We start from the raw sequence: 13,217 nt of genomic DNA on the forward strand, positions 1-13,217 counted from the left end.
GCGCTTCCGGCCGCCGTGCCCGGCTGGTGCGGTGCACGCCGCCGCACTTACAGTCTCGTGTGCGGCATATGAGGGCCCGTGCGGCGGGCTTCCGGGGCGGGCGCGGAGCCGTCCGCCCACCGGCGGAGGAGGCTGGGATGGCGGGGACCGGCGACGGCGAACGGCCCGACCGGGCGGACGACATGGAGAACGCGGTATGGAGGAAAAGCCACCGCAGCGCGCCGGGCGGCAACTGCGTGGAACTCGCGGCCCTGCCCGGGGGCAGGATCGCGGTGCGCAACTCCCGTTACCCGGGAGGCCCCGTGCTGGTCTGGACCCGGGCGGAGATGGCGGCCTTCCTGCGCGGGGCCAAGGACGGGGACTTCGACGCCCTCGCGCGCGGAGAGCAGCCGGTGTGACCGGTCGGGTGGCCGCCCGGAGTGCCGCCGAGCGCCGCCTCCCCGGGGCCGGGCGCCCGCGCACCGTGCCGGAGGTGCCGCGGTGACCACACCCACCGGAGCGGACGAGGCCTTCCCCGTACGGCGCTATCTGGACCGGCCCGAGGCCGGGCCCACCGTGCTGCGGATCGTCGTCGGTGCCCAGCTGCGGCGGCTGCGCAGGGAACGCGGTATCACCCCCGAGACGGCCGGCCGCGCCATCCGCGCCTCGCACGCGAAGATCAGCCGTCTCGAACGCGGCCAGGTGGGCTTCAAGATCCGCGATCTGGAGGATCTGCTCACCCTCTACGGCGTCACCGACCCCGACGAGCGCTCGGACTACCTCGCCCTCGGCCGCAGGGCCAACCGCCCCGGCTGGTGGCACGAGTACAGCGACGTCCTGGAGGACTGGTTCGAACTGCACATCGGCCTGGAGGAGTCCGCCTCGCTCATCCGCACCTACGAGGTGCAGTTCCTCCCCGGCCTCCTCCAGACCGAGCCCTACGCGCGGGCCGTGACCCGGCTCGGCTACCCGGACGCCCCCGAGCGCAAGATCGACCGCCTGGTGGACCTGCGGCTCGCCCGGCAGCGGCTGCTCACCCGTCCGAACGCCCCCAAGCTCTGGGCCGTCGTGGACGAGGCCGTGCTGCGCCGGCCCTTCGGCGGCACGGCGGTGATGCGCGCGCAGCTGGAGCACCTGCTGGCGGTGACCGAGCTGCCGAGCGTGTCGCTGCAGGTGGCGCCGTTCAGCGTCGGCGCGAACGCCGCCGCCGGCACCCCCGTCACCCTGCTGCGCTTCCCGGAGCCGGACCTCCCCGACAAGGTCTATCTGGAACAGTTGACCGGAGCGGTGTACCTCGACAAGCGGGAGGACGTCGACCAGTACGGGCTGATCATGGAGCGGCTGTGCGCGGAGGCCGAACCCCCGGAGGAGAGCCGGGAGTTCCTCCGGGCCCTGCTCGAGCGGGAGTTCTGACCGGCACCCCTGCACCCCGGCGCCCGGCGGGGAGTGATCCCGCCGGGCGCCGCGCCGGAGAGCCCGCTCAGAGGTGGTCGCGGGGCACCGTCTCGTTCCAGGTGCGGGAGAACACCCGCTCCTCGCCCTCGTAGCCGTCGAGCGTCGCGTGGAGCAGGAACTCCTCCTCGGTGGAGCGGAGCACCGTACGGGTCACGGTCCGCACCTCCCAGTCGTCCCGGCGGAACGTCATCGTCCAGGCCGACTCGCCGCGCACCGACTGGAAGTCGTCGGCGACCGAGTCGTACCGCTCGTAGGCGCGGCGGCTCGCTTCGAGGCCGATGTCCTCGTAGCGCACGGTGCCGTTGTCCTTGACGATCTCCAGTGAGGCGTTGTAGCCGACGAGGTCGCGGGAGACGGTCCAGCGCTGCTCCGGCGGGGACACCTGGGTGGTCGCCGGCGGAGGCGTGCCCTCCGGCTCGTCGAAGGGCCGCGCCGTGACCTCGTCCGGCTCGGCGGCGGGGCGCACCGGCAGCGTCAGCGCGCTGGAGCCGGAGTGCACCGTCAGCAGCACCGGCCGCGGCGGCGGCCAGGCCAGCGGCCAGTACGAGGTGGACAGCGACAGCCGGATCCGGTGCCCCGGCGGGAAGGCCTGCGCCGTGCCGTTGAGCTGTACCACCGCCCGGTAGCGCTCCCCGGGCACCAGCGGCTCCGGCGCCGCCCGGCCGTCCCGGCGGGTGAGGTTCAGCAGCCCGTAGCTGACGCGGGTGGCGCGGCCGTCCGGTGCCACGTCCGACAGGCGCGCCGCCACCATCGCCACCGGCTCGCTGACGGACAGGTCGAGTTCCACCGTCGGCGCGCCCAGGATCTCCAGCCGCTCGGGCAGCGGGTCGGTGTCGAAGACCATCGACCCGCCGTCCTCCTCCCGCTGGTCGTAGGGCAGGTCCGGCGGGGCGTTGTACGAGGCCCACTTGCCGGCGAACTGCCCGACGGACAGCGGCGACTGCACCGTCATCTCCGTCTCGCCGGCCACCGTCTCGCCCGGCGCGCCGATCCGGTGCGGGCTCAGCGGATGGGACAGCCGCTCGATGTGCGGCGAGGGCCAGGCCGGCTCGCCGACCCAACGGCCGGGGCGTTCCTCGTAGGAGGTGGAGGGCGGCACGCTCTCCTGCATCCAGGTGCGCAGCATCGGCCCGTCCATGGCCTCGTTGTCCACGCCCTTGAGCCAGTGGTCCCACCAGCGGACGACCTCCTGGAGGTAGCCGATGGCCGGGCCCGGCTCGCCGAGGTGCGGGTACTTGTGCGACCAGGGGCCGATCAGTCCGCGGCGGGGGACTTCCAGGTTCTCCAGCAGCCGGGTCACGGCGTTGGAGTAGCCGTCCGCCCAGCCGCTGGAGGCCAGCACCGGCACCTGCACGGCGGAGTAGTCCTCGCAGACCGAGGCGTGCCGCCAGTACGCGTCGCGCCGCTGGTGGCGCAGCCACTCCAGGGCCCAGGGGCGGGCGTTCTCCAGGCGCTCCCGCCACATGTCGCGCCAGCGGTCCCCGACGAGGGCGGGGTCCGGGGGGCAGGTGGCGTAGGCGAACATGGTGCCCGCCTCGGCCAGGTTGTCCGAGAGCAGACAGCCGCCCATGTAGTGCATGTCGTCGGCGTACCGGTCGTCGGTGAACGACGCGATGACGATCGCCCGGAGGCTCGGCGGCCGGCGGGCCGCGACCTGGAGGGCGCTGAACGCCCCCCAGGAGATGCCCATCATGCCGGTGCGGCCGTCGCACCAGGGCTGCTCGGCGAGCCAGGCGAGGACGTCCTCGGCGTCGGTCTGCTCCACCTCCAGGTACTCGTCGGTGAGCACGCCCTCGGACTCGCCGGTGCCGCGGATGTCCACCCGGACGCAGGCGTAGCCGTGACCGGCCATATAGGGGTGGTGGATGGAATCGCGCACGGAGCTGAGGTCACGCTTGCGGTACGGGATGTACTCCAGCACCGCGGGCACCGGCTCGTCGTCCGAGGCGGTCGGCCGCCAGATCCGGGCCGACAGCCGGGTGCCGTCCGAGGCCGGGATCCAAACGTGCTCTTCTTCCTTGATCGCGCAGGGCAGGCTGGTGACGGCTCGCATGAATCAGTCGCGCTCCTCCTCGGGTGCGGCGTCGAATTCGAAGGGAAGCGCCGCCACACACCGGTCGTACTTCTCGCAGAGCTCTTCCTCGCTGTCCGCGCCGATGAAGAGGTGGGCGAGTTCGAAGCTGTAGCTGTCCTGGCCCGGGAGGTCCGAGAGCCGCTGTCCCTTCTCGGGCACGATCTCGATCTTGACCCCGGGGATCTCCTCCTGCAGGCGCTCGATCTCCTCTTCCGTCGGCACCCGCCGCGCCACACCGTCCTCGAAGCGCCGGTAGTACCACTTGGCGGCCACCTCGTACGGGCCCTCGCCCTGCGGCAGGCGCGGATCCTGCCCGAGAGCCAGGCTGAGCATGCAGTGGTGGTTGGGCACGCCGTCGACGAACTCGAACATCTCGGCGTGCGACTGCGAATGCCGTGGATTGATCTCCAGCAGATTCAGCTCATCGGTCTCCTTGTCGTAGAAGTATTCGATGCTGAACGTCGCGGAATCCATCCCGATCTGCGTGATGACCCGCTTCGACACGTCCTTGATCCGCTCCACGACGGACCCGGGCAGCAGCTGGGAGGGGTACTGGTGGCGGAGGAAGCAGGGGGAGTCCGGGTAGTTGACGGAGTCGAGGACGCCGTACACGGTGACCTCGCCGTTGTGGACGTAGCCCTCGGCGGCGAACTGCTCGCCGCTCAGCGACTCCTCGGCCAGACACGCCTGCCCGCCGGCTTCCTCGACCTCCGCGGGCAGTTCCAGCTTGTCGAGGATGTACTCGAAGGGCTTTCCGATGCGGGAAATGCCCTCGCGTATCTCGCCGATCGCCGCGTGGAACTCCTTCTCGTCCTTGACGCCGAAGGCCAGCTCGGAGGAGAAGGACTTGACCGGCTTGAGCCACATCGGGAAGGACAGGCCCGCGGGCGGCTCGGGCTCCGAGAAGGGGTCCAGCACCGCGAATCGCGGGTGCTCGTCGATGACCTTCCGCTGCTCCAGCCGGCTCCAGTACTTGTGCTCGCACTTGACGATGGATTCCAGGCTCGTGCTGTGCAGTCCATAGCGCTCGCAGAGAATGGGCACGAGCGTGCTCACCGGGAAGTCCCAGTAGCCGACGATGGCGTCGATGCTTCCCTCGAACGCGTCGAGCTGCGCCTGCGCCTTTTCGATCAGTTCCACCACGGGAATGTCGCCGACCTGGAGTTCCTGAATGGTCAGCAGGGGATGGAAACGATAGTTCACGGCCAGCGGGACGTCCTCGAGCGTGTCCAGATTTCCCTCGTCCATCCCGATGACGAAAATATTCGCTTGGCTCACCAGTGCCTCCGCCCTGTGGAAAACTCCGTACAAACGCTGCGGCTACCCTGGCCTTCACGGCGCAATCTTCCCGGTCAGCGGCCCCGCCCCGGCCGCGCCGCCGCTCCGCCGGCCGGTCCGGACCCGCTTGGGCGAACGTAGGATCGAACCCATGGAACAGCGAGTACTGGGCAGGACGGGCCGCGAGGTGTCCGTCGTCGGACTGGGAACATGGCAGCTCGGAGCGGACTGGGGCGAGGTCCGGGAGGAGGACGCCCTCGCCGTGCTGGACGCCGCGGTGGAGTCCGGCGTCACCTTCTTCGACACGGCGGACGTGTACGGTGACGGCCGCAGCGAGCAGCTGATCGGCCGGTATCTCCGCGAGCGCCCCGACGCCGGGATCTTCACCGCCACCAAGATGGGCCGCCGGGCGGAGCAGCTTCCCGAGCACTACAACCTGGACAACTTCCGCGCCTGGACCGACCGTTCACGGGCCAACCTGGGCGTGGACACCCTCGACCTGGTGCAGCTCCACTGCCCGCCCACCCCGGTGTACTCCTCGGACGCCGTCTTCGACGCCCTCGACACCCTGGTGGCCGAGAAGCGGGTGGCCGCGTACGCGGTGAGCGTCGAGACCTGCGAGGAGGCGCTGGCCGCCATCGCCCGGCCGGGGACGGCGAGCGTGCAGATCATCCTCAACCCGTTCCGGCTCAAGCCGCTGGAGCGGGTCCTCCCCGCCGCCGCCGAGGCCGGCGTGGGCATCATCGCCCGGGTGCCGCTGGCCTCCGGGCTGCTGTCCGGCCGCTACACCCGGGACACCGTCTTCTCCGCGGACGACCACCGGACGTACAACCGCCACGGTGAGGCGTTCGACCAGGGCGAGACCTTCTCGGGTGTGGACTTCGCCACCGGGGTCGAAGCCGCCGCCGAGTTCGCGGAGCTGGCCCCCGAGGGCGCCACACCGGCCCAGACGGCGCTCCGCTGGATCATCCAGCAGCCCGGCGTCACGTCGGTGATCCCCGGCGCCCGTTCGCCCGAGCAGGCGCGGGCGAACGCGGAGGCCGCCGCGCTGCCGCCGCTGTCGCGGGCCACCCTGGACGCGGTCGGCGAGCTGTACGACCGGCACATCCGCACGCAGGTGCACGGCCGCTGGTGACCGCTCGTTGGTGAGTTCCCGCCGGTGACACGGGCGGCGCGGCGCCCGCCCGCCCCGCTCCGGCCCCGCCCCCGCCCGCGCCCGTAGCCGGGCACGGCGGACGGCGGACGGAGCGGGGCGGCGGGCCCCGGGCCGCCCTGCCGGCGGCCCCGGGCGAGGCCGCACCCCGCGAGCCGTCAGTCCCGGCTCCGGGAGCCGCCCGGCCCGCCCGCCGCCGCGCGAGACGAGGGACACGATCCCGGAGGCGGGCCCCGGCGCCCGCGGCCGGCCGGATCACCTGCTGTGCGCGGACGCGCCGCTCCGGCCGCCTCCGGCGCCCCGGCGCCTCCCTCCGAAGAGCCCGTCCGTCCCGGCCTCGACGCGGGCGGACCGCTCGGCGGCGCCACCGATGTTCCGGGCCATTCCGCCGAACACCAGGGCGTGGAAGGGGGAGACGCTCCACCAGTAGAGGCGGCCGGCGAAGCCGTGCGGATGGAAGAGCGCGCGCTGCCGGTACACGGTCCGGCCCCGGTCGTCGCGGTCGGCCGTCATCTCCAGCCACGCGAGCCCCGGCAGGCGCATCTCCGCGCGCAGCCGAAGCAGCCGGCCCGGCTCGATCTCCTCGACCCGCCAGAAGTCGAGCGAGTCGCCCACGCGCAGCCGGTGCGGGTCCCGGCGCCCGCGCCGCAGCCCGACCCCGCCGACGGCCCGGTCGGCCCAGCCCCGCACCGCCCAGGCCAGCGGGAAGGAGTACCAGCCGTGCTCACCGCCGATCCCCTCGATCACCCGCCACAGGGCCTCGGGCGAGGCCTCGACGAGCCGCTCCCGGTGGTCCGTGTAGAGATCGCCGCCGGCCCAGTCCGGGTCGGTCGGCAGCGGGTCGCTGGGGGCGCCGGCAACGGAGGCGGAGGACCAGCGGGTGGCGACGTCGGCCTCCTTGATCCGCTGGAGGGCCAGCTCCAGCGCCCGCCGGAAACCGGTCAGCCCCTCCGGCGGGTCCGGGACGTACCGGGCGATGTCGTGCTCGTGGCAGACCACCTCGTGGCGCAGTGACTCGGTGAGCGGGCGGGCCAGCGGCGCGGGAACCGGCGTGACCAGCCCGATCCAGTGGCTGGACAGCCCCGGGGTCAGCAGCGGCAGGGTGACGATCAGCCGCCGGGGCAGCCCGGCCACTCGCGCGTACCGCCGCATCATCTCCCGGTACGTCGTCACCTCCGGGCCGCCGATGTCGAAGGCCCGGTGCACCTCCGCGGGGAGCCGGGCGCAGCCCACGAGGTACCGCAGCACGTCCCGTACGGCGATGGGCTGGATCCGGGTACGGACCCATCGGGGCGTGACCATCACCGGCAGCCGCTCGGTGAGATGCCGCAGCATCTCGAAGGAGGCCGAGCCGGAGCCGATGACGACCGCCGCCCGCAGGACCGCCGCCGGCACCTCGCCGTCCAGCAGGATCCGCCCCACCTCGGCCCGGGACCGCAGATGCGGCGAGAGCTCCCGCTCGGGCACCCCCTCGGGCGTCAGCCCGCCCAGATAGACGATCCGCGAGACACCGGCGCGCCGCGCCTCCTCGGCGAAGATCCGGGCCGCACGGCGGTCCGTCTCCTCGAACCCGGCTCCGGCGCCGAGGGCGTGCACGAGGTAATAGGCCACGTCCACCCCGCTCATCGCGGCCCGGACCGACTCGGCGTCGGTCACGTCCCCCCGTACTGCCTCGACGCGGGCGGCCCAGGGGTGGTCGCGGAGCTTTCCCGGGGTGCGCGCCAGGCAGCGTACGGAGAATCCCGCGGCCAGCAGTTCCGGCACCAGCCTGCCGCCGATGTATCCGGTGGCCCCGGTCACCAGGCAGCGCGGCGCGGGCCCGTCCCCGTCCGTCCCCGTCCCCACATCGGCCTCCCGGAGTCGGCCCGCCGCCGGCGGCAGCGGCGGGTGTCGGCGCGGACGCGGGCGGGCGTGCCGCGCCCCCACTCTGGCACGCCCGGCGCGAGGCGCCAGCCCGGCTCAGCCGAACGGGGAGTGGGCGGACCCGCGCCGGACGACGCGCGGAAGCCGGGAACTGCGCGGAAGGAGAACCGGGGACGGACCGCGCCGGGCGAAGCGGGCGGTCCGGCCCGCCGGACTGCGCGGAAAGCGGCCGGGAGCACGGCCGGAAAGTCCGGGAGGAAGGGGGGGAGGTGCGCGGGAGCACCGCGAGAAAGAGGGGGCACCCGGCGGGCCGGCGGTGTGCGCGCGGCGGGGGCGGCGGTGTGCGGGGGATCAGCCGGTGCCGGGGGCTCGGGGGCCCGCCCGGCGGCGTTCGTGTGCGGCGGCCGGACGCGTGGGCGCTCTCAGCGCCGTCCCGGTCCAGCGGCCCCGGTGATGGGGGGGGAAGAGTCGGCGGCGGTGGGTCAGCGGCCGGCCGTGAGCGGCGGCTCGTCGATCAGCGACCCGGCCAGGGTCAGCACGCGCTGCGGCTGGCGGCCCCAGTTGACCGTCGTGATCAGCCTGCGGTGCTCTTCGCCGTAGGAGTGCAGGAATCGGAGGAAGTGCAGTCCGGCGATGTCCATGAAGGTGACGTCGGCCATGTCCAGGACCACCCTGCCGTCGCCGGAGGTCAGCCCGTTCACGGCCCGGTAGAGGAGGGGCGCGGAGTCGTAGTCGACCTCTCCCCACGGCGCCACGACGGCATCACCTCCGGGGGCCCGGATGCTGGTGTGGACCCCCGCGTGGACGCGGGGCGGGGCAGACCGGTCTGTCTCTGAAGTCATGGCCTCATGATGCTCACAGTTCCGGGCTCCTGTCCACGTTTACACTGGGTCCCACCATGACCACAGGGATTGCAGATTCCGTCTCTTCCGCAGCGGCCCGCGAGCGCATTCTGGGCACGGCCTATGAATTGTTCTCCCGCCGCGGTGTCCGGGACGTGGGCATCGACGAGGTGATCCGCCGCTCGAAGGTGGCGAAAGCCACCCTCTACCGGCATTTTCCGTCGAAGGACGCCCTGGTTCTGGCGTTTCTGGAGATGCGCGAGAAAAACTGGACGCTCGGTTTTGTCGAGGCGGAGGCCCGTCGTCTCGGGAACACCCCGGAGGAACGCCTGCTGGCGATCTTCGACGTCTTCGACGGATGGTTCCGGAGCGCGGATTTCGACGCCTGCGCGTTCATCAACGTGCTGCTGGAAATGCGGTCGGAGCACCCGCTCGGCCGGGCCTGCATCCAGTACCTGGCCACCATACGGAGCGTCGTGCGCGTCCTCGCAGACGAGGCCGGTCTCCGGGACACGGAGGACTTCGCTCGCTCCTGGCACATTCTGATGAAGGGGTCGATCATCTCCGCGACCGAGGGGGACCCCGATGCCGCCCGCCGGGCCCGGGCGATGGCCCGCCTCCTGATCGAACAGCACCGCCGGGGATGACGCCCTCCCGGTCAGGGCACGGCCGAGGACGCCGACGGTAGGGTCGGGGCATGGTTTCGGACGAGGGAGCCGTACGCGTCGACAGCTGGATCTGGTCCGTACGGCTGACGAAGACCCGCTCGATGGCCGCCTCCGCCTGCCGGGCCGGCCATGTCCGGGTCAACGGCGAGCGCGTCAAGCCCGCCCATCCCGTCAAGGCGGGCGACGAGGTGCGGTTGCGCGCCGCCGGCCGAGAGCGGGTCGTCGTCGTGACGCGCCTGCTGCGGAAGCGGGTCGGGGCGCCCGTCGCGGCGGAGGCCTATGTGGACAACAGCCCGCCGCCGCCCCCGCGCGAGGAGCTCATGGTGGCCCCGCGCCGTGATCGCGGCGCGGGGCGCCCCACCAAGCGGGAACGGCGGGAGACGGAGCGGCTGCGCGGCCGGTGAACCGCGCCGGCTCCACCGGGCCGCCCCCGCCCGCCCCGGGAGGGTCCCGGGGTGGCGCGGAGCCGCGTGGATCAGCGGCCCTGTTCCCGTATCCGGCGCTGGCGGTGGATGCCGGGACCGTTCCAGTCCAGCGCCTCGGCCGCTTCGCGCAGGATCTCCTCGGCGGCGGCCCGGGTGTCGGCGAGGATGTCGCCCTGTTCGTTCACCAGCTGCTGGTAGATCGGGGGATGGGCGGCCGTCGTGGTCACTGTGGTGGTCCTTCAGGGGTCGGGTCACGGAGCATTCCGTGCTGTACAGCGACCATGATCTCGCAAACGTTTCCGCGTCCGGGGGGCGCCCGGGTGGGCGGGCGGGCGCCCGGGCCGCGCCGCGTCACCGTACGGCCGCGGAGCCCGCGCCGGATACACGGCGCGGACCGTACCGCACACGCCCGGTGCGGCTGCCGGGGGAAGTCCGGCGGCCGCACCGGCCCCGGCCGGCCATGGGGGGAGCCGGCCCGTGGAGGGGATCGCCGGCGGCGGCCGCCGGCTCCGGTGGCCCGCCCGGCCGCACGTCCGCGGCGGCGGGCCGGGGCGGGTGGTCAGGCGCGGCTGCCGGCCAGGGAGGCGAAGACGACCACGTTGTCGGAGTAGCGGTTGTCCGACTCGGAGAATTCGCCGCCGCAGGTGATGAGGCGGAGTCCGGCGTGGTCGAGATTGCGGTACACCTCGACGGTCGGGAACTCGTTCTTCGGATACTGGCCGATCTTGTCGACCGTGAACTCGGCTGTCTTTCCGTCCTCCCGGGCCACCTCGATGCGGTCGCCCCGCTTCAGCGTGGACAGCTTGTGGAAGACCGACGGCTCGCCGTTCCAGGTGACGTGGCCCGCGATGACGGCCGGTCCCATGGCGCCGGGCGCCGGCCCGGGCTCGTACCAGCCCGCCTTGAACGGGTCGCGCGGGGTCTTCATCTCCCCGTCGGCGCCCAGGTTCAGCTTCTCCAGCGTGGAGGTGACGCCCAGCTCGGGTATGGAGATCCGCTGCGGCCGGGAGGCCCCCAGCGGCTCGGCGCCCCCGGCCGGCCCGCCGGCGGGCTGCTCGCCGCCCTCGGCCGCGCCGTTCCCGGCCGCCCCGTTCCCCGGAGCGGCGGGCGGGGCCGTGCCGGCCGCCTCGTCGGACGAGGCCCGGCTCTGGACGGTCAGGATCAGGCCGACAAGGGTCGCCGACACCACGACGAACACGAAGACGAACAGGGCGCGCTTGCGGCCACGGTTCACGGGGGACCTCCGGGGGTTCGGGTAGCTGCTCATGCCGGCCTCGGGTCAGCCATCCTGCGCGGCACGCCTGCGCCGGGTCACCACGACGGTGCCCGCGGCCGCGACGAGCGTCGCCGCGCCGACGGCGGCCATGCCGCGGCTCTGGACGCCGGACGGGGAGGCGGCCGCCGTCCCGGTCTCCACGCCGCCGGCGGGTACGGAGCCGACCGCGGCGCCCTTGACCAGGCCGCAGGCCGCCGGTGCGGTGGCCTCCTGCGGAAGCTTCGGGTCCAGGTCGCTCTTGCCGACGCCGAAGTCGTACTTGTTGTTGCCGTTGGGGTCGATGCCGTGCTGCACCACGTGCAGGTCCTGGATGTGGTCGGCGACGTCCTGGGAGACCGTGATGGTGCGCTCGTAGGAGAGCGTGCCGTCGGCCTCGGCCACGGGCATCCGGTCGACGGCGAGGCCGCTGTCCGGGGTCGTGTCACCGTCCACGGTCAGCGAGATGTTGATGTTGCCGTAGACGGGCAGCCCCTCGCTGGTGGTGACGATGCCGTCCCCGTCCTTGTCGGCGGTGATGTCCGGGCAGGTGAAGTCGTGCCCTTCCGTGGAGCCGTGGATGTGCTGCGCGTGCGGCTGACCGGGTGTCAGGCCCTGCGACTCGATCTTGACGGTCAGTTCGGTGCCGTCGAGGCTCAGCATGGCGGTGCCGGACGCGCGGGAGTTGTTGAGCTGCGAGAGGTCGATCTGGAAACCCTTCGGCCCGGCGGCCGTCGCGGCCGACGAGGTGCCCAGGGCCAGGGCCATGGGGAGGGCGACGAGGGCCGCAAGCCGTGTGGTGCGCTTGGCTGTCATGTCTGGTGCATCCCTTCCGGTGGCCCCTGCGGTGCAGCGGCCGGTGCGCGGTCTCGGACGCGGACCCGGTTGAGTGATCCGCCTGCATCCCTCATTCGGAACCGGCGGCGGGGCGGATGGGTGGGTGCCGGAAGTTTTTTTCTCCGGCGCCGCCTCCCACCGCCGCGCCCGGTGCTCCGGCGCCCCGCCGCGGGTGCCGTACGCGCTGGTCGCGGCGCCCTCGGCCGGGCCGGGCCGCCGCCGTGTGAGATGTTGGCCGGGAAGGCGGCCGGCCCCGGAGCGGACCGGTCCGCGGCGGCGAGACGGCGTGCGGGGAGTGGGCGATGGCCTGGACGGTGCTGATCCTGTCCGGTGTGCTGGAGGCGGTATGGGCCACGGCGCTGGACCGGTCCCAGGGGTTCAGCAGGCTCTGGCCCAGCGTGGTCTTCGCGGTGGCGCTGGCGCTGAGCATGGCGGGCCTCGCCTACGCCCTGCGGGAGGTGCCGGTCGGCACCGGCTACGCGGTCTGGGTCGGCATCGGCGCGGTCCTCACGGCGGGCTGGGCAATGGCATCGGGGAGCGAGACGGTGTCCCCCGTCAAGCTGCTGCTGCTCGCGGGGATCGTCGGCTGCGTGGCGGGTCTGAAGCTGCTCCACTGACGCACCGGTGCCGCACCGGACGGCGGCCCCGGCAGACCGGTGAGCGCCCGGCGGCGGACCTCATGACCGGATTCCTGCATTCCGGTACGCATCGGCCGCCGGCCCCGGGGCAGGCGGAGCCGTGTACACGGAATCCCCCGAGGTGAGGAGCACACCGACATGTCGAAGGTCGAGGAATCCGTCGAGGTCGACGTCCCCGTGCGCACCGCGTACGACCAGTGGACCCAGTTCGAGGACTTCCCGCAGTTCATGGAGGGCGTCGAGCGGATCGAGCAGCGGACGCCGACCCGGACGCACTGGGTGACGGAGGTCGCGGGCGTCAAGCGGGAGTTCGACGCCGAGATCACCGAGCAGATCCCCGACGAGCGCGTCGCCTGGACCACCGTCGAGGGCGAGGTCAAGCAGGCCGGCGTGGTCACCTTCCACCGCCTGGACGACAAGCGGACGAAGGTCATGCTCCAGCTCGACCACGACCCGCAGGGCATCACCGACAAGGTCGGGGACAAGGTGGGCTTCGTGAAGAAGCAGGCCAAGCAGGACCTGGGCCGCTTCAAGTCCTTCATCGAGTCCCGCGGCGTCGAGACCGGTGCCTGGCGCGGCCAGGTCTGAGCGGCACACCCGGGCGGCGGAGCCGCGGCTCCCCTCACTGACGGCCGGCCGCCCGGAGCAGCCCCGGAAGGGGCGCGAACGCAGCGGTGGGGGCCCCGGCCGGCAGGCCGGGGCCCCCACCGCTGCGTTCGCGCCCGAGCCACCCGCCCCGGAACCGGGGCCCCG

The 13,217-nt window shown here is 73.0% G+C and carries 14 protein-coding genes; 7 read left to right on the forward strand and 7 right to left on the reverse strand.

The features are described 5' to 3' along the window. Positions 1-137 precede the first annotated feature (137 nt). Positions 138-398, forward strand: a complete 261-nt coding sequence (locus IF83_RS0115825; RefSeq protein WP_030544832.1) for a DUF397 domain-containing protein — start codon at positions 138-140, stop codon at positions 396-398. An 82-nt stretch (positions 399-480) separates the two neighbouring features. After that, positions 481-1,392: a helix-turn-helix domain-containing protein gene (locus IF83_RS0115830; RefSeq protein WP_051722809.1), complete on the forward strand. Its 912-nt coding sequence runs from the start codon at positions 481-483 to the stop codon at positions 1,390-1,392. Between the two features lie 67 nt (positions 1,393-1,459). Here the strand turns inward: IF83_RS0115830 and IF83_RS0115835 are convergent, their stop codons facing one another. Then, positions 1,460-3,487: a CocE/NonD family hydrolase gene (locus IF83_RS0115835; protein WP_030544834.1), complete on the reverse strand. Its 2,028-nt coding sequence runs from the start codon at positions 3,485-3,487 to the stop codon at positions 1,460-1,462. Positions 3,488-3,490: 3 nt separating this feature from the next. After that, positions 3,491-4,756 (reverse strand): ATP-grasp domain-containing protein, encoded by a 1,266-nt coding sequence (locus IF83_RS0115840; protein ID WP_051722810.1) that lies wholly within the window; start codon positions 4,754-4,756, stop codon positions 3,491-3,493. A gap of 181 nt (positions 4,757-4,937) precedes the next feature. Here IF83_RS0115840 and IF83_RS0115845 point away from each other — a divergent pair, with 181 nt between their 5' ends. Then, positions 4,938-5,921, forward strand: a complete 984-nt coding sequence (locus tag IF83_RS0115845) for an aldo/keto reductase (RefSeq protein WP_030544836.1) — start codon at positions 4,938-4,940, stop codon at positions 5,919-5,921. A 273-nt stretch (positions 5,922-6,194) separates the two neighbouring features. Here the strand turns inward: IF83_RS0115845 and IF83_RS0115850 are convergent, their stop codons facing one another. Next, positions 6,195-7,784, reverse strand: a complete 1,590-nt coding sequence (locus tag IF83_RS0115850) for an SDR family oxidoreductase (protein ID WP_051722811.1) — start codon at positions 7,782-7,784, stop codon at positions 6,195-6,197. Positions 7,785-8,284: 500 nt separating this feature from the next. After that, the gene (locus IF83_RS30280) at positions 8,285-8,644 is read right to left on the reverse strand and encodes an STAS domain-containing protein (protein ID WP_078843511.1); all 360 of its coding nucleotides are present in this window, start codon (positions 8,642-8,644) and stop codon (positions 8,285-8,287) included. Between the two features lie 56 nt (positions 8,645-8,700). Between IF83_RS30280 and IF83_RS0115860 the strand changes: the two genes are divergently transcribed. Then, the gene (locus tag IF83_RS0115860) at positions 8,701-9,291 is read left to right on the forward strand and encodes a TetR/AcrR family transcriptional regulator (RefSeq protein WP_030544839.1); all 591 of its coding nucleotides are present in this window, start codon (positions 8,701-8,703) and stop codon (positions 9,289-9,291) included. 50 nt (positions 9,292-9,341) lie between these two features. Next, the gene (locus IF83_RS0115865; protein WP_030544840.1) at positions 9,342-9,716 is read left to right on the forward strand and encodes an RNA-binding S4 domain-containing protein; all 375 of its coding nucleotides are present in this window, start codon (positions 9,342-9,344) and stop codon (positions 9,714-9,716) included. A 71-nt stretch (positions 9,717-9,787) separates the two neighbouring features. Here the strand turns inward: IF83_RS0115865 and IF83_RS34100 are convergent, their stop codons facing one another. From IF83_RS34100 to IF83_RS0115880, 3 genes are all read right to left on the reverse strand, one after another. Then, positions 9,788-9,964, reverse strand: coding sequence for a hypothetical protein (locus IF83_RS34100; protein WP_167343589.1), 177 nt, complete (start codon positions 9,962-9,964; stop codon positions 9,788-9,790). Positions 9,965-10,296: 332 nt separating this feature from the next. Next, entirely contained in the window at positions 10,297-10,971 is a 675-nt protein-coding gene (locus tag IF83_RS30285; protein WP_244177091.1) for a class F sortase, read from the reverse strand. A gap of 45 nt (positions 10,972-11,016) precedes the next feature. Then, positions 11,017-11,805, reverse strand: a complete 789-nt coding sequence (locus IF83_RS0115880) for a hypothetical protein (RefSeq protein WP_030544842.1) — start codon at positions 11,803-11,805, stop codon at positions 11,017-11,019. 323 nt (positions 11,806-12,128) lie between these two features. On the opposite strand from IF83_RS0115880, the gene IF83_RS0115885 reads away from it, so the two are divergent. Beyond that, entirely contained in the window at positions 12,129-12,443 is a 315-nt protein-coding gene (locus IF83_RS0115885; RefSeq protein ID WP_030544843.1) for a DMT family transporter, read from the forward strand. A 159-nt stretch (positions 12,444-12,602) separates the two neighbouring features. Then, complete coding sequence (locus IF83_RS0115890) at positions 12,603-13,052, forward strand: SRPBCC family protein (protein WP_030544844.1); 450 nt, start codon at positions 12,603-12,605, stop codon at positions 13,050-13,052. The last annotated feature ends 165 nt before the right edge of the window (positions 13,053-13,217 follow it).

Origin of the sequence: Streptomyces albus subsp. albus (genome assembly GCF_000719865.1) — a bacterium.
Lineage (GTDB): Bacteria > Actinomycetota > Actinomycetes > Streptomycetales > Streptomycetaceae > Streptomyces > Streptomyces albus_E.

What these genes read in the sequence shown, in the direction of transcription:
- IF83_RS0115845 (WP_030544836.1), top strand. Translation starts at nt 4,938, where the DNA reads ATGGAACAGCGAGTACTGGGCAGGACGGGCCGCGAGGTGTCCGTCGTC.
- IF83_RS0115880 (WP_030544842.1), bottom strand. Translation starts at nt 11,805, where the DNA reads ATGACAGCCAAGCGCACCACACGGCTTGCGGCCCTCGTCGCCCTCCCC.
- IF83_RS0115860 (WP_030544839.1), top strand. Translation starts at nt 8,701, where the DNA reads ATGACCACAGGGATTGCAGATTCCGTCTCTTCCGCAGCGGCCCGCGAG.
- IF83_RS0115865 (WP_030544840.1), top strand. Translation starts at nt 9,342, where the DNA reads ATGGTTTCGGACGAGGGAGCCGTACGCGTCGACAGCTGGATCTGGTCC.
- IF83_RS0115825 (WP_030544832.1), top strand. Translation starts at nt 138, where the DNA reads ATGGCGGGGACCGGCGACGGCGAACGGCCCGACCGGGCGGACGACATG.
- IF83_RS0115890 (WP_030544844.1), top strand. Translation starts at nt 12,603, where the DNA reads ATGTCGAAGGTCGAGGAATCCGTCGAGGTCGACGTCCCCGTGCGCACC.
- IF83_RS30280 (WP_078843511.1), bottom strand. Translation starts at nt 8,644, where the DNA reads ATGACTTCAGAGACAGACCGGTCTGCCCCGCCCCGCGTCCACGCGGGG.
- IF83_RS0115840 (WP_051722810.1), bottom strand. Translation starts at nt 4,756, where the DNA reads ATGGACGAGGGAAATCTGGACACGCTCGAGGACGTCCCGCTGGCCGTG.
- IF83_RS0115835 (WP_030544834.1), bottom strand. Translation starts at nt 3,487, where the DNA reads ATGCGAGCCGTCACCAGCCTGCCCTGCGCGATCAAGGAAGAAGAGCAC.
- IF83_RS0115885 (WP_030544843.1), top strand. Translation starts at nt 12,129, where the DNA reads ATGGCCTGGACGGTGCTGATCCTGTCCGGTGTGCTGGAGGCGGTATGG.